The organism is Alcaligenes faecalis, assembly GCF_009497775.1.
Taxonomy (GTDB): Bacteria; Pseudomonadota; Gammaproteobacteria; order Burkholderiales; family Burkholderiaceae_B; genus Alcaligenes; species Alcaligenes faecalis_D.
Map to the genome: position 1 here is coordinate 4039936 of NZ_CP031012.1, position 23844 is coordinate 4063779.

Consider the following 23844-nt stretch of genomic DNA (forward strand, 5'->3'; position numbering starts at 1 on the left):
ACAAGAGCACGTCAATCCCAAATAAGCAAACCCTTATAACGGCGTTATAGCTTGCCTATTTAGTGAACGCTTGGCAATCAACAAAGCGCCTAATCCCTCTATATATAGAGCAGGCCGTTAAACGGTCTCGAACCACCCCTGCAAAAAGAAGCAGCTGGTCTGCAAAACTGCAGAACCACTACTAGGCAGCTCAGTCTGGCCAGCTGTCCTGCGGCATGCGCCCTCTTTCCTGCGCCACATCACGATCATAGTCACAAATGCCAAGCACCCACTATTGGCGCTGACGACAAGCTGCAGACATAAAAAAGCCCCACAAACCCGAAAAGGCTTGTGGGGCTTGAGCACTACCCGCAGGTAGTGCCTATCCGGTGAACAGCTTAGAAATCAGTGGATTTCAGGGTGCCGTCTTTCAGCGAGTTGGCGATCTGAGCTGCCTTCTCTGCGTCAAAGTCGATGTTGTCCAGAATGATCTTCTGATCGACCTGGCCATTACCTTGAGAGCTGATGCTGATCTCCATCTTGCCGCTATCCGAGCGTCCTACCGTCAGGTACTGGCTCAGGTTACCGTCGTTGATGTCGTGACCCGACAGCAGATCAGTGATATCCAGGGTGTCGAGACCCGAGTCACCAAAGTCCATCACGTGATCCACAGCCGGCTTGCTGGTCGTGCCTTGATCACCCTTGTTCCATACAAAGGTGTCATCACCCTCACCACCGTACATGATGTCGTCACCGGCACCACCGATCAGGATGTCATTGCCACCTTGACCGTACAGGATGTCGTTACCTGCGCCACCATCCAGGGTGTCGTTACCACCGCGCTTGTCGCCTTCAACGTTGAATTCGGCGTGGTGTTCCTTGATGTAGTCGTAGATATCGTTACCGGTAGCTGGAGTACCGCCGTTCTTCATCTGCAAGAACACTTCCAGCGCCTTCAGGCCGGAACCGTCAGGCAGGTGATCAGGACGGCCACCCACTTCATGCCATGGCAACACATCGCCATCGGTGTTGATCGTGTCACCAAAGATGATGTCGTCACCGTCACCACCAATGATGTGGTCGTTACCAACCGGCGCTGGATCGTTCGTTACCGAACCACCCTTCAAGGCTGCATCCAGGTCTTCCTTGGTGTTGACGATGTCGACCTTGTTCTCCTCTCTCCAATCACTTGGGTTACCAGAGGACAACAGCGTGACGTCATCAATGTAGACCTTGTAGTTGCTGCTGCTGGAACGATCATCCACCAGGAACTCGAAGCGATACTGGCCTTCGCCTACTGGTTTGGTCGTGATGGTGCCGGAGCTACCTGGGCGACCACCTTCCTGCACAACTTCCCAGTTACCTGTTTTCTCGTTGTACTTCTGCAGTTGCCACTTGAACACGTCCTGGCTATTGCGACCGCTTTCAGCATAGGTAAAGCTAAGCTTGCCATAGCTACCAGCGGCTACTGCCATACCGGGGCCACGAACTGTCGTGGATGTATCGTTCCTATTGCTATAGGTATCCGTGATTTCCAGACGCGATCCGTACCACCAGTCGTTGTTGACGCCGACAGTGCCACCACCGTTGACCTTCGTCCAACCGTCATGACGGCCGTTTTCAAAGTCAGTAACTTCCTTGGTACCACGGATAACATCAACAATCTCAGTACCGGTGTTGTCGTACTTGCGCAGAACATCCACGCTGACGTCGTTACCAATACCCACTGCGTACACCTTGCTGCCCGAAGAAGTAACCAGGCTGTCGTAAGCAGTCTTACCGCGTGCATCAGCCGTAGCGTCGTAACCGCTACCCGCACCCTGTCCATTACCGTACTGCGTTGGGTTACCGTCAGTCAGGAAGTACGTAACGTTTTCATAAGCGTTGCCGTTCTTGTCGACTGCAGGTGCATCGCCAGTCTTGAACCATGCTTCAGCTGCCTTGAAGGCTGCTTCATAGTTGGTACCACCAACGTTGGAGTTCCAGTTGGAGTTGTAGCCATTCAAGGTGTCGATCGAGTTCAGCAACTTGACCAGATCAGCATGCGTCAAATCTTTGAAGACCATAGGCTTATCAGCGTTGGTACCAAAGCCAATAATGCTCAGGTTCACCGTGCCGCCTTCGTGGTTAGCCAAGCTTTCAGCCAAGGTCGTCAGCGCGGCCTTCAGCAACTGCATACGGTTCATATTGTCCGTACCAGAGGCTTCCTTCATGCTGTTGGAACGGTCAACCAGGATGGCAATGTTGTAGCTCTGGCCGTGCACGATGTTCTCTTGTACACCACCGCGGTCACCAATAATGATGTCGTCACCCACGCCACCATTCGGATTGCCACCACCGTTACCATCAACAATCAGCTGATCCACATCCAGCGTGTATGGGCCAGAATCGTTGGCAGAAGCGCTGTTACCAGCCGAGTCTGTCGTCGTTACCTTGGCATCAACCGTATCGTTCTTCAACAGATCCTGTACAGGCACTGGGATCTTGAAGGTCAGATCATTGCCAACGGTACCGGTGTATTCCTTGCCACCGATCGTCAGAGTCACGGTATCGCCAGGCTGTACATCCTTGCCAACCGTACCGGTCACGTCAATCGTGCCCTTGCCGTCGCCAGCTTCCTGGTGATCCAGCACACCGTCACCAGCGATCGGATCCAGAGTGATCTCGGCTTCAGGCAATGTGGTCTGCACACCGTAGTCGCGGTCGGCTTCAGCGCTAGCGCTGTTACCGGCATCGTCCTTGGTCTCGACCTTGGCGTGGACGTTGTCATCCAGAGCCAATTCGGAACCAGGAACGTTCACACTCCAGGTCTTGCCATCGGTATTAACCGTGGTTGTGTAGTCCTTGCCGTTCACGGTCACAGTGACCTTGTCACCAGCCTTGACGTCTTGACCAACCGTACCCGTCAGGGTGATGTTGGATTCGGACTCAGCCTTATTGATCACGTCGTCACCAGCAATGGTGTCGATAGCGATCTCAGCCTTAGGCAAAGCAGTCTGAACGTCGTAGCCGCGGTCGGCTTCAGCCGACGCTGGGTTACCAGCGGCGTCTTCGGTCTCAACCTTGGCGTGGACGTTGCTGTCCTTGGCCAGTTCGGCACCAGGAACGTCCACGTTCCAGGTCTTGCCATCAGCGTTAACCGTGGTCGTGTAGTCCTTGCCGTTCACGGTCACAGTAACCGTGTCGCCAGCCCTCACGTCCTTGCCAACTGTACCCGTCAAGGTCACGTTGGACTCGGACTCGGCCTTGTTGATCACGTCGTCACCAGCGATGGTGTTGATGGTGATCGAGGCTTCAGGCAGATCGGTGTCTACGCCGTAGCCACGGTCAGCTTCAGCCGACGCTGGGTTACCAGCGGCGTCTTTGGTCTCAACCTTGGCATGGACGTTGCTGTCCTTGGCCAGTTCGGCACCAGGAACGTCTACGTTCCAGGTCTTGCCATCGGCGTTAACGGTGGTCGTGTAGTCCTTGCCGTTCACGGTCACAGTAACCGTGTCACCGGCCTTGACGTCTTTACCCACGGTACCGGAAATGGTCACGTCGGACTCGGACTCAGCCTTGTTGACCACGTCGTCACCGGCAATGGTGTCGATCGTGATAGCAGCTTCGGGCAGATCGGTATCGACACCGTAGCCACGGTCAGCTTCAGCCGAAGCTGGGTTACCAGCGGCATCTTCCGTTTCCACCTTGGCGTGAACATTGCTGTCCTTGGCCAGTTCAGCACCGGGAACGTCCACGTTCCAGGTCTTGCCGTCGGCGTTAACGGTGGTCGTGTAGTCCTTGCCGTTCACGGTCACAGTAACCGTGTCGCCAGCCTTCACATCCTTGCCAACCGTACCCGTCAAGGTCACGTCGGACTCGGACTCAGCCTTGTTGATCACGTCGTCACCGGCAATGGTGTCGATCGTGATAGCAGCTTCGGGCAGGTCGGTATCCACACCGTAGCCACGGTCAGCTTCAGCCAAAGCAGGGTTACCGGCGGCGTCTTCAGTCTCAACCTTGGCGTGAACATTGCTGTCCTGGGCCAGTTCGGAACCAGGAACGTCCACGTTCCAGGTCTTGCCATCGGCGTTAACCGTGGTCGTGTAGTCCTTACCATTGACCGTTACGGTCACGGTGTCGCCAGCCTTGACGTCTTTACCCACGGTACCGGTGATCGTCACGTCGGACTCGGACTCAGCCTTGTTGATCACATCGTCACCGGCAATGGTGTCGATCGTGATAGCGGCTTCGGGCAGGTCGGTATCCACACCGTAGCCACGGTCAGCTTCGGCCGAAGCAGGGTTACCAGCGGCGTCTTTGGTCTCAACCTTGGCATGTACGTTCGAATCTTGGGCTAGTTCGGTACCAGGAACATCCACGTTCCAGGTCTTGCCGTCAGCGTTAACGGTGGTCGTGTAGTCCTTACCATTGACCGTTACGGTCACGGTGTCACCGGCCTTGACGTCTTTACCCACGGTACCGGTGATGGTCACGTCGGACTCGGACTCGGCCTTGTTGACCACGTCGTCGCCAGCAATGGTGTCGATCGTGATAGCAGCTTCTGGCAGGTCGGTATCCACACCGTAGCCACGGTCAGCTTCAGCCGAAGCGGGGTTACCGGCGGCGTCTTCGGTCTCAACCTTGGCGTGAACATTGCTGTCCTGGGCCAGTTCGGTACCAGGAACATCCACGTTCCAAGTCTTGCCGTCAGCGTTAACGGTGGTCGTGTAGTCCTTGCCGTTCACGGTCACAGTGACGGTGTCGCCAGCCTTGACGTCTTTACCCACGGTACCGGAAATGGTCACGTCGGACTCGGACTCAGCCTTGTTGACCACGTCGTCGCCAGCGATGGTGTCGATCGTGATAGCGGCTTCGGGCAGATCGGTGTCAACACCGTAGCCACGGTCAGCTTCAGCGCTGGCTGGGTTACCAGCCGCGTCTTCGGTCTCAACCTTGGCGTGAACATTGCTGTCCTGAGCCAGTTCGGAACCAGGTACGTCCACGTTCCAGGTCTTGCCATCGGCGTTAACGGTGGTGGTGTAGTCCTTGCCGTTCACGGTCACAGTGACGGTGTCACCGGCCTTCACATCCTTGCCAACCGTACCACTCAGGGTCACGTCGGATTCGGACTCGGCCTTGTTGACCACGTCGTCACCGGCAATGGTGTCGATCGTGATAGCGGCTTCTGGCAGGTCAGTGTCTACACCGTAGCCGCGGTCAGCTTCAGCGCTGGCTGGGTTACCAGCCGCGTCTTCCGTTTCCACCTTGGCGTGAACATTGCTGTCCTGAGCCAGTTCGGAACCAGGTACGTCCACGTTCCAGGTCTTGCCATCGGCGTTAACGGTGGTCGTGTAGTCCTTACCGTTCACGGTCACAGTAACCGTGTCGCCAGCCTTCACATCCTTGCCAACCGTACCCGTCAAGGTCACGTCGGACTCGGACTCAGCCTTGTTGACCACGTCGTCACCCGCAATGGTGTCGATCGTGATAGCGGCTTCGGGCAGGTCGGTATCCACACCGTAGCCACGGTCAGCTTCAGCGCTGGCTGGGTTACCGGCGGCGTCTTCCGTTTCCACCTTGGCGTGAACATTGCTGTCCTGGGCCAGTTCGGTACCAGGAACGTCCACGTTCCAGGTCTTGCCGTCGGCATTAACCGTCGTCGTGTAGTCCTTGCCGTTCACGGTCACAGTGACGGTGTCGCCAGCCTTGACGTCTTTACCCACGGTACCGGAAATGGTCACGTCGGACTCGGACTCAGCCTTGTTGACCACGTCGTCGCCAGCGATGGTGTCGATCGTGATAGCGGCTTCGGGCAGATCGGTATCGACACCGTAGCCACGGTCGGCTTCAGCACTGGCTGGGTTACCAGCCGCATCTTCGGTCTCGACCTTGGCGTGTACGTTCGAATCAGCAGCCAGCTCGGAACCGGGAACATCCACATTCCAGGTCTTGCCATCGGCATTAACCGTGGTCGTGTAGTCCTTGCCGTTCACGGTCACAGTCACCGTGTCACCGGCCTTGACGTCTTTACCCACGGTACCGGTGATCGTCACGTCGGACTCGGACTCAGCCTTGTTGACCACGTCGTCACCGGCAATGGTGTCGATCGTGATAGCGGCTTCGGGCAGGTCGGTATCCACACCGTAGCCACGGTCAGCTTCGGCCGAAGCAGGGTTACCGGCGGCGTCTTCAGTCTCAACCTTGGCGTGAACATTGCTGTCCTGAGCCAGTTCGGTACCAGGAACGTCCACGTTCCAGGTCTTGCCGTCAGCGTTAACGGTGGTCGTGTAGTCCTTGCCGTTCACGGTCACAGTGACGGTGTCACCGGCCTTGACGTCTTTACCCACGGTACCGGAAATGGTCACGTCGGACTCGGACTCAGCCTTGTTGACCACGTCGTCACCGGCAATGGTGTCGATCGTGATAGCGGCTTCGGGCAGATCGGTATCGACACCGTAGCCACGGTCAGCTTCAGCCGAAGCGGGGTTACCGGCGGCGTCTTCAGTCTCAACCTTGGCGTGTACGTTCGAATCAGCAGCCAGCTCGGAACCGGGAACGTCTACGCTCCAAGTCTTGCCATCGGCGTTAACGGTGGTGGTGTAGTCCTTGCCGTTCACGGTCACAGTGACGGTGTCACCGGCCTTGACGTCTTTACCCACGGTACCGGAAATGGTCACGTCGGACTCGGACTCAGCCTTGTTGACCACGTCGTCACCGGCAATGGTATCGATCGTGATAGCGGCTTCGGGCAGGTCGGTATCCACACCGTAGCCACGGTCAGCTTCAGCCGAAGCGGGGTTACCAGCGGCGTCTTCGGTCTCAACCTTGGCGTGAACATTGCTGTCCTGGGCCAGTTCGGTACCAGGAACGTCCACGTTCCAAGTCTTGCCATCGGCATTAACCGTGGTCGTGTAGTCCTTGCCGTTCACGGTCACAGTCACCGTGTCACCGGCCTTCACATCCTTGCCAACCGTACCGGAAATGGTCACGTCGGCTTCGGATTCAGCCTTGTTGATGATGTCATCTTCAGCGATCACGTTGATCGCAATTTCAGCTTCTGGAGGCGTTACGTCTACGTCGTAAGGCTTCTCGTCAGTAGCGGTTGTGGTGTTGCCAGCGTCGTCAGTTGTAGTGACTTTGGCTTCAACCTTGTCGTTGTTGACCAATTCGGAACCGGGAACGTCCACGTTCCAGGTCTTACCATCCGGGTTAACGGTGGTTTCGTATTCTTTGCCGCCAACGGTCACGACAACCTTGTCGCCAGGTTTGACGTCTTTACCAACCGTACCGGTGATGGTGACATCACCGCCCGATTCTTCCTTGTTGATAACGTCGTCGCCCGTGATCGGATCAATCTTGATCTCGGCTTCGGGAGGCGTAACGTCTACGTCGTAAGGCTTCTCGTCGGTAGCGGTTGTGGTGTTGCCAGCGTCGTCAGTTGTAGTGACTTTGGCTTCAACCTTGTCGTTGTTGACCAGTTCGGAACCGGGAACGTCCACGTTCCAGGTCTTGCCGTCCGGGTTAACGGTGGTTTCGTATTCTTTGCCGCCAACGGTCACGACAACCTTGTCGCCCGGTTTGACGTCTTTACCAACCGTACCGGTGATGGTGACATCACCGCCCGATTCTTCCTTGTTGATAACGTCGTCGCCCGTGATCGGATCAATCTTGATCTCGGCTTCGGGAGGCGTAACGTCTACTTCGTAAGGACGCTCGGTAGTGACGGTCGTGCTGTTGCCAGCGTCGTCAGTCGTGGTGACTTTGGCTTCAACCTTCTCGTTGTTGGCCAGTTCGGAACCAGGAACGTCCACGCTCCAGGTCTTGCCGTCCGGATTAACGGTGGTTTCGTATTCTTTGCCACCAACGGTCACAGTGACCTTGTCGCCGGGCTTGACGTCTTTGCCAACGGTACCCGTGATGGTCACGTCGCCTTCGGACTCTTCCTTGTTGATCACGTCATCGCCAGAGATAGGATCGATGGTGATTTCAGCTTCTGGAGGCAGAGTGTCGACCGTAGTCGTGTCTTCACCGCCGTTACCTGGGGTGCCCACTTCGTTGGTGTAGCTGCCGTCAGGTACTTTGACGGTGATTTCCCCTTCGTAGTTCGGTGGGGGAACCAGCGTACCGGTCCAGGTCTTGGGATCTTTGTTGTCTGGAGTCAGACCTTCGATGCGACCGCCGCCGGTGACCACGATATCTTCGATATCGAAGCCAAATGGCACTTCAGTAAACGTGAAGGTAACGGTGCCGTCGTCGTTGATCTTGACGGTAACGGAGGGAGGAACCAGAGGACCGGCCTCTTCTTCGCCAGTACCGCTGTAGCCGCCCAGGCGCACGTTTTCAACGGTCGGCACGCCAGGACGTGGGTATTCCAGCGCCAGGGGACGTGTGGTTTCCACAATGCTGACCAGACGGGTGAAGCTGCTGCCACCGCCTTCGCCACCGCCGGTCAATACGGCAGCGGTTGGGTCAAGTTGGGAGAATGGGTCATCGCCAGCTTCCAGGGCGGCCAACACAGCGGTAATCGCTGGATCGTTGGGGTTGGCCAGAGCGGCAGCTACGGGGTCCACATCGGTTTCTGCGATATCGCCGCTGACCAGGAAGGAGCGGTTATCGGAAATGGTCATCGATGGGCTGCCTGGGATCTCAAGCTCGACGCTGGCGCCGGTCTCGGTGATGATCTCGGCATTAACAGGGACGCGCATCCCTTCTTTGACAGCTACTTTGGAGCCATCAGCGGTACGGATCCATGCCGTACCTTCAACTCGTGTCACTAAAACAGTATCCAGTGCCATGCCTGTCTGATTCCTAAAAAAAGACTGCCGCCAAGCAGCAGTCAGAAATGGACTTTCTTTGATCAGAGAATAGCGAGTTGGTCCGTTACTCGATATTGGCGTCGCCGCCAGTTCGCTGTTTTATTTATTGTTATTGACTTAACTTGACAATACGAACGGGACGGCGAGCAGGGGTTTAGGCTATGCCGTGTACTTTTAGCGCCAACATCAAACGATCTGTTACATCCAACTTCTCAAAAACCGCTTGAAGATGGGCGCGAACCGTTCTCTCGGTGATTCCCAGGTCGTTTGCAATCAGCTGATTGGAGTGACCCAGCGAGGCGCGTTGCGCAACCTCGACTTCACGGCTGGTCAGGGTACTTTCCCAGCCTGCCTTGGGTTCCAGGCGACGAGTAACATCGCTGAGCAAACGGCTCAGCAAAGACTCTCCGACCCAGACCTGTCCGCTGGCCACATGGTCCAGCGCTTGCACCAGCAAGGGCGACGAGCTGTAGGCGTGAATGTAACCACGAGCCCCCAGAGCCAGTACGGCCTGTCCTTCGGTATCCAAAGGACGAGGGCTGGCGACAATAATCTTCATGCCCTGTACCGCCTGGGCCCATTGGGGATGGTTCCACAAAGCCAGGGCACTATCGATCACTACCAGATCACGCTGCTGTTGTTTCCAACGCAATAAATCGTCCATGCCCTGCCCTCTGGCGGGCAGCCAGGTGACCGAATCCAGATGACGCCAATGCTGCCACAACGCCTCATCGGCAGTCAGAAATAAAACCGAATTTACTTGTCGCATACCGCTTTTCCCTTACTGGTAACACGAGCTATAAGCCATCAGCTCTTGGTCTGACTCGGGTGTTACACCTCTATCGTCAGCGCTACTCCCCCAACGGACCAATCAGCCTTAACGCTCCCTGAATGCGTTGGATCTGGCCCTGAGAATAGGTTTGAGTAAGTACTGCATAACAGTCCGCTTGCCGGTCATGATGTGCACTTCGGCCACCATACCGGGCAAGATTGGGCGGTTATCGTCACCGACATACACCGTGTCAGTACGTACTTTAGCTATATAGAATGAATTGCCTTTTTCATCGGTAATGGTGTCGGCACTGGTCTGTTCCAGCACGCCAGGCAAGCCGCCATAAACGGCAAAGTCATAGGCGGTGAACTTGACCTCGGCAGCCTGGCCCGAGTGCAGAAACCCGATGTCGCGCGGGTTGATGCGCACTTCCAACAGCAGGGTGTCGTCAGTGGGCACAATTTCCAGAATGTCTTTACCGGGCTGCACCACACCGCCCACCGTATTGGCGGACAGGGTCTTGATGGTGCCGCGCACTGGCGAACGCACTTCTGCCAGTCGCACACGGTCAGCCAAGGCACGTTGGCCTTGTTCCAGCGAAGCCAGCTTGGCACGTGTTTCAGCCAATTCGGTACGAGCCTGGTTGCGGAAGGTAATTTCCACTTCACCAATCCGGTTCTGGGCTTCCTGAATCGAGGCCTGAATACGACTGATCTGTGCAGTGGCTGCTTTTTGCTCACCGCAGTAACGAGCCACATCACGCTGCAAACGCAGCAAGTCCACTTCAGACACCGCCCCGCTCTTGAGCAGAGGACGTGTCATTTGCAGTTCTTGCGAGGTCAGCCCGCAACTGGACGCGGCCTGATCACGATTGGCCTGCGTTTCACGCAATTCTTGTTGGCGCTGGTTCAGCTGTTCCTGAGCCACCGAAATATTGGAGCGCAACTCTTCAGTACGAGCCTGCCAGACGCGGCGTTCCATTTCGGCCAGATCCGGGGCCTTTTCCAGCACTACGCTGGGCATGTCAAAGGGCTGATCGGCAGCAATTGCTTCCAGACGAGCCGCCTTGGCCTTCAAGGACAAGGACTCGGCTTCGTTCTCGCCCAAGGAGGACGAGGCACGGGTTGGGTCAATACGCAACAGCACTTCACCCGCTTCCACGGATTCGCCTGGGCGCACCAGAATTTCTTCCACCACACCACCGTCCAGACTTTGCACAATCTGGACCTGGCGCGACGGCACAACTTTGCCTTCGCCACGCACCACTTCATCAATGCTGGCAAAACTTGCCCAGACAATCAGCAAGCTGATGGCCAGCAAGGTCAACCAGATCAGCAGCGTGGAGCCCCGTACATCTTGATAACGAGCCGTCCACGATGCGTTTTTGAGCATATTGCTGCCAGGAGGTGGTGCACTGGTGTCCTGGAGTTGCGCACGCACCCAATTTGTCAGGTTCTTTATCTTCATGCTGCACTCCGGGCCTTACCAATCTGCCCACTACGCAAGGCGGCAATGACCTGATCCTTAGGACCGTCGGCCACAATACGCCCCATATCCATCACGATCAGACGATCCACCAGCTCCAGCAAGGCGGTACGGTGTGTCACCAGCACCACTGTCTTGCCTTCACACTCTTTATGCAGGCTGCGACGCAGGGCCGATTCGCTCTGGTTATCCATATTGCTGCTGGGTTCGTCCAGCAACAGAATGGATGGATTACCGATCAAGGCACGCGCCACGGCGATAGCCTGACGCTGACCACCCGAGAGGGATTCGCCGCGTTCGCCAATCATCATGTCGTAGCCATCCGGATGGCGTCGTGCGAAATCATCCACCCCTGCCTGACGAGCCGCCGCCAACATTTGATCGTCGGTTGCGTAAGGCATACCCATCAGCAGGTTGTGCTTCAAGGTGCCATAGAACAGCGTGGGGTCCTGCGAGACATAGCCCATGGAGCGGCGCACGTCTGCCGGGTCAATCTGCTGGCTATCAATTCCGTCCAGCACAACCGTGCCACCCGTCGGTTTGTACAGACCCAGAATCAGCTTGGACAAGGTGGTTTTACCGGAGCCAATACGGCCGATAATCCCAATCTTCTCGCCAGCCTTCAAGGAGAAGCTGACCTTATCCAGCACGTTCTGGGTGGTGCCGGGATAGTTGAAGCTGACGTTACGGAACTCGATGGAGCCTTCCAGATAAGGACGTGGCACAAAGTGACGCTCTTCAGGATGCTCTACCGGCATAGTCATGTACGAATCCACCGAACCCAGGGAGGTACGTGCATTCTGATACTGCATCATCAAGCCAGCCACTTGCCCCAAAGGAGCCAGGCAACGGCCTGCAATCATGGAGGAAGCAATAATGCCCCCCATGGACAATTTGGTTTCCTGAACCAGATACACCCCGATAATCACCACGCTAATAGTGACCATCTGCTGCAGCATCTGCACCGTGTTCACCGTTAGTGTGGACGTCATCTTGATGCGCGCACCCTGACGAGCCAGGTACTCGGTGGACTGCTCCCAGTCACGCTGAGCATTGCTTTGCGCATTCAGGACTTTCAAGGTTTCCATACCAGCCAGAGATTCAACCAGACCGGCGTTACGCTGAGCAGCAGCCTGGAAGGTCTGTTTGGTCAGGCGCTCCATACGTGCTTGAGCAAACCAGGAAATACCCAGGATGATCACAATCGCCACCACTGGCGGGATCAGCATCCAGGGCGAAATCCAGGCCAGCACAGCCAAAAACAGCAGCACAAATGGCAAATCGACCAGTGTCGTCAAACTGGCCGAAGCGATGAAGTCACGCACCGATTCAAAGGAGCGCAGATTGGCAGCAAAAGAGCCCACCGACGGCGGTCGGTTCTCCATGCGCAAGTCCAGCACCCGCTCCATGATCCGCGCAGATAACTGTATATCCACCCGTTTACTGGCGGCATCGACCACATAGGCTCGCACACTGGAGAGCACCATGTTCATGACCAGCACCAGCCCAATCCCGATCGACAGCACCCACAGGGTTTCAATCGCTTTATTGGGAACCACCCGGTCGTACACGTTCATGGTGTAGAGCGGAATGGCCAGCGCAAACAGGTTGATCAGCAAGGCAGCGCCAATGGCATCGCGATACAGACGCCAGTTTTGCACCACGGCAGTCCAGAACCAGTGCTTGCCCTTCATGGGGGCTACACCATCTTTGGCACGCGCTTCGACACGGAAATCCGGTTGCACCACGGCCAACAGCCCGGAGTACTGCGCTTGCAGATCTTCCAGGCTGATTTCGCTGGGGCTACCACTTTCCGGGAAATGCACCCGGGCACGCTCTTCTTCCAGGCCCAACAAGACACATGCCCGGTTATTGTTCAGCAACAAAATAACCGGGAACAGATTGGTGTCGAGTTCGGTAAAGGCACGGCGCCACACTCGGGCCGAGCAGTGACCACGCGCGGCCGCTCGACTGAGCAAAGCAGGCGTCAAACGCCCACGCTGCAAAGGCAAGCCTGCAGACAAGTGCTGCGGCGTACAGGGATTACCGTGGATACGGGTAATCTCTGCCAGGCAGGTCAGAAGAGGATCATCATGCGTCAGATGAGGCGGGATACTGTATTCCCCGCTTGCTTGTGTCGTGCTGTCAGATGAGTGGTTCATCGTCATTAATCAAATCCAGCGAATCCCGCAGGCGCTGGCGGGTCAGTTTGCGCTCATTCAATTTGGCCAAGGCCTGTGGAGGCAGATCAGTCATACGAAGCACACCGTTAGCAACCAGTGCGTCAATCAAATCCTCCAGCACCCGGATAAAACTGGCATCCGAGACTGAAAGCTCTTGTTTGTAGTCATCTTCGTTCTGACTCATACGTGCCTCCCTTCACTATCTAATCACGCCAAGAAGCAGCTACTTACAGCCCGGCTGGTTTCTCGCGCAGGACTGGCGGAGCCATGCCGTCGCGGTAATCAACAGAAACCGGAGTCAGGTTGCTGGTATCTGGAACAGGCGTCATGCAAGCCTTGAATGCCTCTTCGGGGAAGTCCAGCTTGGCGGCCTCTTCAGGCTGCTCCGAGTAAGGCTGGGACAGGCCAACTGCCGACACCAGACGGTGCGACAAGGTCAACCAACGGTATTCGGCTTGTTGCAGGTCGTACGTGGCGTTGGCCAGAGCACGACGGGCATCAAACAGTTCGTTTTCCGTATCCAGCAAGTCCAGCAAGGAGCGCTGACCGATCTGGAACTGCTGCATGTAAGCAACGCGAACCTTGGAGGTAGCCAGTTCGTGTTGTTTCAGGAATGGCAACTGAGCACGCAGGCGCTCGATGTTGTTCCAGGCCACGGCCAGATCCTGCTGCACGTTGCGGCAGGTGTAATCACGCACGTCGCGGGCAGCGTATTGCTGAGCCGTGGTTTGACGGATGCGAGCAGCATCGGCACCACCACGGAACAGGTTGTACGACAGCATCAGCTGTACGTTGCTGCTTTGCGAGTTGCGGTAGGCGGAACCGGGAGGATCGTTCTTGTCCTTGCCGGTTGCAGCACGAAGTTCCAAGGTAGGCGACATGCGGCCCTGGGCCACGTGCTTGCCCGACTCGGCAGCCTGATACAAAGCCTGCTTGGCCAGAATCACAGGGCTGGTGCGCAAGGATGGCAAGAAGTCGGTGGTGTTGGCAGGAATCGACTCGCTCAAACTAGGAGCGGTTTGCATGACTTCAGGAGCAGCCACACCCACGATACGACGGTAGCGTTGCAGCACGTCGTTCAGGTTGCCGGCCTCGGTCATCATGTTGCTTTGAGCCAGGGACTGGCGGCCATAAGCCTGTTCCAGGTCCACGCCACGGCCCACACCCGATGCCGAACGTTCCTGAATCTGGCTCAGGATGTTCATGTGCATGCCGTAGTTTTCACGGGCCAGCTTTTCCATTTCGCGGTAGCGCAGCACGTCGATGTGCGCGTTGGCCGCTTCCAGAGCCAGAGAGTCTACCGAAGCCAGCAGCTCGTAGTAGGTAGCCAGTTTCTCGTAACCCAACTGACGAACCTGGTTGATCGAGGAGAAACCATCAAAAATCAACTGACGCAGTTGCAGGCTGTAGCCATTGCGCGACCAGTCGGTAGACGGAGCACCCGAGGTGCTGCCACGCCATTCTTTGCCAACCCAACCCTGGGCATTAACTTCTGGCAACAAGGCGCCACGACTGACATTCTGGCCTTCAAGCGCAGACTGGAAATCCTGAAAGCGAGCGCCAAGTTCAGGATTGGACATGATTGCCCGCTCAATACTGTCCTTGAAGCTCAAGCTGTTTTCCTGCTGGGCAAGCGCTGGTTGCGCCAGCAGTAGCGCTGTCAGCAGCGCACTTACCGTTAGAGTTTTCTTACCACGCACGTCGGCCTCCGTCAGATCCTGAGCCGCGTTTGCAACAGACGTCATCGCGTCAGCGTTGCCACGCATTGCCGGATCAAATTTAAGTACAAGAATGAAAGAAGAATGGGTTCGGTGTGCCGCTTAAACCAAGCTAAAGGAACACCACCCGAGGGCCCAACACCTATGTATTGCACATGGGCTTTACATCCAAGGCTGGCAAACCCAACGCCAGCCGCAGCAGTATGTTCATAATGGACCGGGGCAAGACAAGGCGGAGCTACAGGCTTCTGACCTGTATTCTTGGAGCATAACCTTGTGTCTGATTGTGACTTTTTACGCGATGCAGAGTGAAACTCATCACGCGGATCACGGGACAAATTGTATCTTAGATTACAAGGGGCTTCGTGGATGACAATGTTAAAAATGATAAATAGCCTGTGACAAAAACGGCAACAATACCCTGAAATTAAACGATTTCGAGCGATTAGGCACTTAATCATTAACTGTTGCGTGTAGTCCACTGCGTGCGATCGTTGGTAATAATCTACAAAAAACTTTCACCTTAATAAGCATTTAGGTTACATCAAGGCAAAACCAAGTTATCACCAAACGATAAAAAAAAATTTATCGTTAAAAACATAACAATCACTCACATTGAGAATGCTGCACTTGTAACGATTTCTTATTGCGTTTTGATGTCTGTTTTCATCTCTTTGTCAGGTTTCAAAAAGAGATATGAAATCAAAAACTTATAACAATCGAATGAAGTGCCCCCTGTTTTGCGCTCGTTTGTTGCTTCTCTGAACAATCCGTTGCTGCAATATCCGCCGCCCACGCTTGTCCCGCTTCTGCCCGCCCGATACCATCGAACGGTACGTATTTAGTTAGCAACACAGACAACTTGGAGGCCGCTCATGTATCAACACCTGGCCCTGTATATCAATGGTCAATTTCTGGACGGACAAGGTCGCCAGACCCAGGCCGTCATCAACCCTGCCAATGGCAGCACCTTGGGCCAACTGCCGCTGGCATCCCAGGCGGATCTGGATGCGGCTCTGAACGCCGCCCAGGCCGCGTTCAAAAGCTGGCGTCACAGCTCGCCCATGGATCGCAGCGCGATTCTGCGCAAGGTCGCGGAACTGTCGCGTGAACGCGCGCAGGAAATTGGCCGCAATCTGACACTGGACCAAGGCAAGCCTTTGGCCGAGGCGGTGGGCGAAATCATGTCCTGCGCGGACCATGCGGATTGGCATGCCGAGGAATGCCGCCGTATTTATGGCCGCGTCATCCCCGCCCGCAATCCCAAAGTGCAGCAAATGGTGTTGCGTGAACCTATTGGGGTCTGCGCCGCCTTTACGCCCTGGAACTTCCCCTATAACCAGGCCATTCGCAAAATCTGCGCCGCTATTGGGGCTGGCTGCACGATTATTCTGAAAGGCCCCGAGGACTCCCCCAGTGCAGTCATGGCTATTGCCCAAGCCTTTCACGACGCGGGCCTGCCGCCCGGCGTGCTGAATATTGTCTGGGGTGTGCCGCAGGAGGTGTCGGACTACCTGATCCGCTCGCCCATTGTGCGTAAAGTCTCCTTTACCGGATCGGTACCTGTGGGCAAGCAACTGGCTGCGCTGGCCGGTGCCCATATGAAACGCATCACCATGGAATTGGGTGGTCATTCGCCCGTGCTGGTCTTGCCCGATGCCGATGTGGCTCGCGCCGCCCGTCAGCTGGCTCGTTTCAAAATCCGTAACGCTGGGCAGGTTTGCATTTCGCCCACGCGCTTTTATATCCACGACGATATTTACACGGCATTTGTAGACCGCTTCACCGAAGAACTGGCCAATGTAAAAGTGGGCGATGGCCTGGACCCGGATACGCAAATGGGCCCCTTGGCTCACGAGCGCCGCCTGCCCATGATGCAAAAGTTTGTCGATAACGCCCGTGCTCTGGGCGGCAAAGTGTTGTTGGGTGGTGAACAGATCAAGCGCGACGGTTTCTTTTTCTCGCCCACGGTGCTGACGGATTTGCCTGACGATGCGCTGGTCATGACCGAGGAGCCGTTCGGCCCCATCGCCCCCCTAACCCGCTACAGTGATCTGGACGATGCCATTGCCCGTGCCAACAGCCTGCCCTTTGGTTTGTCGGCCTATGCCTTTACGCAATCCCTGCAAGACGCGCATCGACTGGGCACCGAGCTGGAATCCGGTATGGTCAATATCAACCACTTTGGCAGCTCCCTGCCCGAGACTCCGTTTGGCGGCGTCAAGGACAGCGGCATTGGCAGCGAAGGCGGTGCGGAAACCTTTGACGGATACTTAGTCACCAAATTTGTGACCCAGATCTAAGACTGGCTCCTGGCCCCGCTTTGCGGGGCTAGGGTGAACCCCTACTGTACTAACTGCGCATTCCCGTTACATTATTCAAACACTCGTTTGAAATTAGGAAATAACGGTGAAACGCTCTGATCGGACACAGTCCGCCATTCTCGATGCAGCCGAACATCTTTTCGCGCTGTATGGCCACGAAAATACCTCCATGCGCCAAATTACGGCGCAAGCCAAGGTGAACCTGTCGGCTGTCAATTATCACTTTGGCAGTAAAGACGGACTGACACAGGCCGTGTTCCAGCGCCGCCTGAACAGCATCAATCAAGAGCGCCTGGAAAAGCTGGCTTTTTATCGCCAGCAAGCCGGTGAAGGCCCGTTGAAAGCATCTCAGGTGGTGGATGCCTTTTTTGGCCCACTGATCCGCCTGGCGGGTTCAGGCAACGGCACGCCACGCTCGTTTATTCCTTTGCCAGGGCAAGACCGCCCGGCGCCGCAGGATTTCATTCAGTCCATCTGTTGGGACGAACAAGTCGCCATCTTCCTTCCCTTCAAGCAGGCTTTGCACGAAGCCCTGCCCACTGTGCCGGAAGAAGAAATTATCTGGCGATTCCACTTCATGCTGGGTGCCACCTCTTATGCCTTGATGGGCACCCAATCACTGCGTCGGGCTTTGCAATTACCCCTGAGCGACAGCCCCGAAAGTGAGCAACAACTGCAACAGCGTCTGATGAGTTTCCTGCTGGGTGGATTACGAGCTCCTTTACCCGCCAGCACCTGAGCTGAACGGTCCTGTCCACCAAGCTACACCAAGGTGAACCACGCCCCTCTTTTAGGGGCAGCAAGTCGAAGGTGCAGCGTGGGGTGTTTTTACCGCCGGGCCGCTCCCAAGGCTCGGCGCCCCCGGTAAAAAGCGCCCCCTCGGGGGGGGCAGTAAGCCGAAGGCGCAGCATGGGGGCATCCTTCTTTTTTTTCTGAGCTAGTCCGGAGTTGCTATGTTTGTGACCTTGCTATTGATAGTGCTAGTGCTTGGCTGCGTCTACGTTCTCAAAAACCGGAATCTACGTACCAAGTGGCTAAGCCGCCCAATCTACCGCGCTTTTTCCAGCGTTTTGCCTGCCATGTCCCAAACCGAGCGCGATGCGCTGGAAGCGGGTACGGTCTGGTGGGAAAGCGAGCTGTTTCGCGGCAAACCCAACTGGAATACCCTGAGCTCTTATCCGGCCTACCGGCTCACCGATGAAGAGCGCCAGTTCATGGACAATGAAGTCAATGTGGCTTGCGCCATGATTGACGACTGGCAAGTCAGCCAGGAAGACTTCGACATGCCTGCCGAGGTCTGGACCTACCTGAAAGAAAACCGCTTCTTCAGCCTGATTATTCCCAAGGAATACGGCGGTCGCGGTTTTTCGGCGCAAGCGCACTCGGCGGTTGTGGCCAAGCTCTCCACCCGTAACTCGGCCTTGTCCGTCTCGGTCATGGTGCCCAACTCGCTGGGCCCGGCTGAATTGCTGCTGCACTACGGTACTGACGAGCAGAAACAACACTATCTGCCCCGTCTGGCTGATGGCCGTGACATCCCCGCTTTCGCACTGACCAGCCCTTGGGCCGGTTCCGATGCCGCCTCCATTCCTGACGTAGGGATTGTTTGCAAAGGCGAGTGGGAAGGTCAGGAAGTTCTGGGCATGCGCGTCACCTGGGACAAGCGCTACATCACGCTGGCTCCGGTTTGCACCTTGCTGGGTCTGGCCTTCCGCCTCTATGACCCGGACGGTTTGCTGGGTGGCGAAAAAGACATTGGCATTACCTGCGCCCTGGTTCCTAGCGACCATCCCGGCGTGGACACAGGCCGTCGTCATTTCCCCTTGAACGCCATGTTCATGAACGGCCCCACCCGTGGCAAAGACGTGTTCATGCCGCTGGAGTTCATTATTGGTGGTCCCGCCATGGCCGGCCAAGGCTGGCGCATGTTGATGGAATGTCTGGCTGCTGGCCGCTCCATCTCCCTGCCCTCCTCCTTTACCGGCATGGCCAAGCTGACCAGCCGCGCCGTGGGTGGTTACTCCGCCGTCCGTACCCAGTTCCGCAGCGCCATCAGCAAGTTTGAAGGCGTGGAAGAAGCTCTGGCCCGTATCGCTGGTCACACCTACGCCATGGATGCTGCCCGCACCATGACGGCTGCCGCCGTGGACCTGGGCGAGAAACCCTCCGTGGTCTCGGCCATCGTCAAATACCACGTGACCGAACGCGGTCGTATTGTGGTGAACGACGGTATGGACGTAATTGGCGGTAAAGGCATTTGTCTTGGCCCATCAAACTTCCTGGGCCGTGCTTACCAGCAAATCCCCGTCGGTATCACGGTGGAAGGCGCCAATATTCTGACGCGCAGCCTGATCATCTTTGGTCAGGGCGCTATCCGTTGCCATCCTTTCATTCTGGAAGAGATGACCGCCGCGCTGAACCCCGACCGCGAAGCCGGTTTGCGCAAATTTGACCAGGCTTTCTGGGCGCACATCCGCTACACACTGGCCAACACAGGCCGCTCCTTCTGGTTGGGTCTGGGTGGCTGGCGCTTGCTGAGTGGCCCCACCGGCACCTCCAAGGCCATGCACACCTACTACAGCCAGGCCAGCCGTTACAGCGCCGCCTTCTCCTTGCTGGCCGACGCCTCCATGCTGGTGCTGGGTGGTTCCCTGAAGATGCGTGAACGTCTGTCCTCGCGTCTTGGCGACGTGCTGTCCGAGCTGTACATGCTGAGCGCCGTACTCAAGCGCTATCAAGACGAAGGCCGTCAGCAGGAAGATGCGCCTTTGGCTCACTGGGCGGCTCAAGACGCTTTGATGCGCGCTCAACACGCCCTGGACAAGGTACTGGAAAACTTCCCGAACCGTCCTTTGGCTGCCGTGCTGCGCTTCCTGGTCTTCCCCCTGGGCCAGCGCCGTCTGGGTCCCGATGACAAGCTGGATCACACCGTTGCCAAGCTCTTGACCAAACCCGGTGCCACTCGTGATCGCCTGACTTACGACACCTACTTGCCTGACGACGATATGGAACCCGTCGGTGCGATTGAAGCCGCCTTGCTGGCTTCGCTGAACACCCGCGATATTGACGCCAAAATCCGTCAGTTCGAGAAAAGCGGTCAATTGCAGGACAACCCCAAAGCCAACGTGCGCGATCTGGCCGAAGCCGTCTTCCAGGCCGGTGGCATCACCGCCCAGGAATACGAGCAAATCCAGGCCCGCGACATCGTGCGCGACCGCGTTATTGCTGTGGATGATTTCCCCTTCGATCTGCGTCGGGAAAATCCTGCCGCTGAAGCCGCCAGTGGGAGCCAGGTATGAGTTTTCAACCGGTCTATATTATTGACGGCGCACGCAGCCCGTTTCTGAAAGCGCGTAATGCGCCCGGCCCCTTCTCCGCTGGAGATCTGGCCGTGCAAACAGGTCGCGAGCTGCTGCTGCGCCAACCCTTTGAGGCCCCGCAGCTAAGCGAGGTCATCCTGGGTTGCGCCGCCCCCTCGCCCGATGAAACCAATATCGGCCGGGTTCTGGGTCTGCGTCTGGGCACAGGTCACAAAGTGCCGGGCTGGACCGTCATGCGTAACTGCGCTTCGGGTATGCAAGCGCTGGATTCGGGCGTGCAGGCCATTCAAACCGGCCGCTCGGATCTGGTGCTGGCCGGTGGCGTCGATGCGCTGTCTCACGCCCCCATCCTGTTCAGTGACGATATGGTGCGCTGGCTGGCCACCTGGGGCAAAGCGCGTAGCCTTGGCGCACGCCTGAAAGCACTGCGCAGTCTGCGTCTGGCCTACCTGAAACCGGTCATCGGCCTGCTCAAAGGGCTGACCGACCCAGTCGTTGGCCTGTCCATGGGACAGACCGCTGAAATCCTGGCACACGAGTTTGGTATCAGCCGTCAGGATATGGACGAGTTTTCGGCCCGCAGTCACCGTCTGGCCTTGCGCGCCCAGCAAGAAAACGCTTTTGAAGAAATCGTGCCGCTGAGCGACACGCGCGGTAATAACTACCCGCAAGATGATGGCGTACGCGAAGACTCCACGCCCGAGAAACTGGCCAAGCTGCGCCCGGTCTTTGACCCGCCCTGGGGCAATATCACCGCAGGCAACAGCTCCCAGGTAACCGATGGTGCGGCCCTGCTTATTCTGGCCAGCGAAGCAGCCGTCAAGGAACATCAGCTCAAACCCATTGGCCGCATTGTGGATGCGCAATGGGCTGGGCTGGACCCGGCCACGATGGGCCTGGGTCCTGTATTCGCCGCGACGCCTATTCTGGAGCGCAACCGTCTGGCCCTAAATGGCCCGGACTTGTGGGAAATCAACGAGGCTTTTGCCGCACAGGTACTAGCATGTCGTGCTGCATGGAACGACCAGGAGTGGTGCCAAAAGCATCTGGGTCGTGATGCGTTGGGACTGCTGGATATGGACAAGCTCAATGTGGACGGCGGTGCCATTGCGATCGGCCACCCGGTGGGCGCCTCCGGTGCCCGAATTGTGCTGCATTGCTTGAATGCCCTGCGTCGTCGCAACTTGCGTCTGGGCATGGCCGCTATTTGTATTGGCGGCGGTCAAGGCGGCGCCATGCTGATCGAATCGCTGCAAGGAACTGAATCATGATGCCCGTCGCTACCTTGGATTTGCAAAACTTCACGCTGTACACGGACGATCAGCAAATTGCCTGGCTGAACATCGATTGCGTGGGCAGCTCGGTCAACCGGCTCTCGGCCGCCGTCTTGCAGGAACTGAACCAGGCGCTGGACTACCTGGGCAGTCATCCTCCCAAAGCACTGATTATTTACTCCGGCAAAGCCGCCGGTTTTGTAGCCGGTGCGGACATTGACGAATTTTCCGAACACAACAACAACCCTGAAAAGGGTCTGGCGCTGGTCACGCGTGGCTGGACAGTTTTCAACAAGCTGGCCAAGCAAAGCTATCCCACATTGGCACTGGTGCAAGGTCACTGCCTGGGCGGTGGTCTGGAACTGGCCCTGGCGTGCCGTTACTGCCTGGCTGTGGAACAAGACGACACGCGTCTGGCTCTGCCTGAAGTGATGCTGGGTATTTTCCCCGGCTGGGGCGGCATGTTGCGCTTGCCTGAATATATAGGCCCCGCCGCTGCCATGGACTTGATGCTGAGCGGCAAAAGCGTGGATGCCCGCAAGGCTGCCCGTCTGGGTATGGTCGATGCTTGCGTCCCTGTCCGTCTGGCCAAGCAAGCCGCCGTCAAGCAGGTACTCAGTGGCAAGAAGCCACGCCGTGCCAAAGGTCTGCCCCGCCTGATGAATACCAAGCTGCTGCGCCCCCTGGTCGCGAATCAGGTACGCAAGCAACTGGCCAAGCGCGATCCCTATCAGCACTATCAGGCGCCCCGTGCCATCCTGGAGATCTGGGAAAAACACAACGGCAATGCCTTGAAGGCTCCCGAGCTGATCGAGCAAATCACCCGCTCCAACACCGCAGCCAATCTGCTGCGCGTCTTCCATCTGCAAGAGCGTCTGAAAAGCGTAGGCAAGCATTCCTCGACTCAAGAAGTCAGCCATATTCATGTGGTGGGTGCGGGCGTCATGGGGGGCGATATTGCCGCTGTATGCGCACTGAAAGGCATGCGTGTGACACTGCAGGACCAGGACCGTACACGGATCGCCCAGGCTCAGGGTCGCGCCGCCAAGCTGTTCCAGCGCCGTCTAAAGGACCGCAGACTGGTACAAGCTGCACTGGATCGCTTGATCCCGGACCCGGACGGCCACGGCATCCCTTCGGCAGACCTGGTTCTGGAAGCCATCTTCGAGAACGCCGATGCCAAGCGCAGCCTGTACGCCACGATTGAGCCCTTGCTAAAGCCCGGTGCTGTGCTGGCGACCAACACCTCCAGCCTGCCCCTGTCCGAGCTCAGCCTGAATCTGATCAATCCGGAACGACTGGTGGGCATTCACTTCTTTAACCCGGTCTCTCGCATGCCCTTGGTTGAAGTGGTGGAAAGCGAATTGCTGGCCCCGGAAGTGCGCAGCGCCGCCTACGCCTTTGTGAACCAGATTGGCAAGCTGCCCCTGCCCGTTAAAGACAGCCCTGGCTTTCTGGTCAATGCGGTCCTGGCTCCCTATATGTTGGAAGCCATGCGCTGCGTGGACGAAGGGCTGGACCCGGCCACCGTGGACAAAGCCATGGTGCAGTTCGGCATGCCCATGGGCCCGCTTGAATTGGCCGACACCGTGGGCCTGGATATTGCCCGTGATGCAGGCGCACAACTCAGCCAGCAGGCGGCCATGCCAGCCTGCCTGAAAACCCATCTGGATCGTCAGGAACTGGGCCGTAAAACCGGCCAGGGTTTCTACACCTGGAAAGATGGCAAAGCCCAGAAATCCCCTGCGGGAACGGTTCCAGGCGGTCTGGCTGATCGCCTGATTAAACCCTTGATCGAACAGACCGAACACCAGGTTCGAATTGGTGTTGTGGAGAACGACGATCTGGCCGATGCAGGCGTAATTTTCGGTACCGGCTTTGCTCCATTCAGAGGTGGTCCTCTGCATTACAAAGCAACACAAAAACAACGCAATTAGTTCGGATTGGCACAAATACCTATACGCCGATTGGCCTAGGTCATGCACCATAGA

At 56.9% G+C, this 23844-nt stretch carries 11 protein-coding genes; 5 read left to right on the forward strand and 6 right to left on the reverse strand.

The annotated features are described in order from the left end of the window. Positions 1 to 377 precede the first annotated feature (377 nt). From DUD43_RS18570 to DUD43_RS18595, 6 genes are all read right to left on the reverse strand, one after another. On the reverse strand, positions 378 to 8756 hold the full coding sequence (locus DUD43_RS18570) for a retention module-containing protein (protein ID WP_153231436.1): 8379 nt from the start codon (positions 8754 to 8756) through the stop codon (positions 378 to 380). A gap of 175 nt (positions 8757 to 8931) precedes the next feature. Continuing rightward, positions 8932 to 9546 carry a response regulator transcription factor gene (locus DUD43_RS18575; protein WP_153231437.1) on the reverse strand — a complete coding sequence of 205 codons (615 nt, stop codon included), beginning with the start codon at positions 9544 to 9546 and terminating at the stop codon, positions 8932 to 8934. Between the two features lie 108 nt (positions 9547 to 9654). Beyond that, positions 9655 to 10941 (reverse strand): HlyD family type I secretion periplasmic adaptor subunit, encoded by a 1287-nt coding sequence (locus tag DUD43_RS18580; protein ID WP_228125975.1) that lies wholly within the window; start codon positions 10939 to 10941, stop codon positions 9655 to 9657. Positions 10942 to 11012: 71 nt separating this feature from the next. Then, a complete protein-coding gene (locus DUD43_RS18585) occupies positions 11013 to 13196 on the reverse strand; it encodes a type I secretion system permease/ATPase (RefSeq protein WP_416202936.1) in 2184 nt (727 codons plus the stop codon). Further along, on the reverse strand, positions 13180 to 13401 hold the full coding sequence (locus tag DUD43_RS18590) for a hypothetical protein (protein WP_153231439.1): 222 nt from the start codon (positions 13399 to 13401) through the stop codon (positions 13180 to 13182). The genes DUD43_RS18585 and DUD43_RS18590 overlap by 17 nt, the downstream gene beginning before the upstream one ends. Positions 13402 to 13444: 43 nt before the next feature. Then, a complete protein-coding gene (locus DUD43_RS18595) occupies positions 13445 to 14962 on the reverse strand; it encodes a TolC family outer membrane protein (RefSeq protein ID WP_153231440.1) in 1518 nt (505 codons plus the stop codon). An 848-nt stretch (positions 14963 to 15810) separates the two neighbouring features. Between DUD43_RS18595 and DUD43_RS18600 the strand changes: the two genes are divergently transcribed. From DUD43_RS18600 to DUD43_RS18620, 5 genes are all read left to right on the forward strand, one after another. Next, positions 15811 to 17238, forward strand: a complete 1428-nt coding sequence (locus DUD43_RS18600; protein ID WP_153231441.1) for an NAD-dependent succinate-semialdehyde dehydrogenase — start codon at positions 15811 to 15813, stop codon at positions 17236 to 17238. 106 nt (positions 17239 to 17344) lie between these two features. Next, positions 17345 to 17998, forward strand: coding sequence for a TetR/AcrR family transcriptional regulator (locus DUD43_RS18605; RefSeq protein ID WP_094198158.1), 654 nt, complete (start codon positions 17345 to 17347; stop codon positions 17996 to 17998). Positions 17999 to 18212: 214 nt separating this feature from the next. Next, a complete protein-coding gene (locus DUD43_RS18610; RefSeq protein WP_153231442.1) occupies positions 18213 to 20558 on the forward strand; it encodes an acyl-CoA dehydrogenase in 2346 nt (781 codons plus the stop codon). After that, positions 20555 to 21850 carry an acetyl-CoA C-acetyltransferase gene (locus DUD43_RS18615; RefSeq protein ID WP_153231443.1) on the forward strand — a complete coding sequence of 432 codons (1296 nt, stop codon included), beginning with the start codon at positions 20555 to 20557 and terminating at the stop codon, positions 21848 to 21850. The genes DUD43_RS18610 and DUD43_RS18615 overlap by 4 nt, the downstream gene beginning before the upstream one ends. After that, positions 21847 to 23790 (forward strand): 3-hydroxyacyl-CoA dehydrogenase NAD-binding domain-containing protein, encoded by a 1944-nt coding sequence (locus DUD43_RS18620; protein ID WP_153231444.1) that lies wholly within the window; start codon positions 21847 to 21849, stop codon positions 23788 to 23790. The genes DUD43_RS18615 and DUD43_RS18620 overlap by 4 nt, the downstream gene beginning before the upstream one ends. The last annotated feature ends 54 nt before the right edge of the window (positions 23791 to 23844 follow it).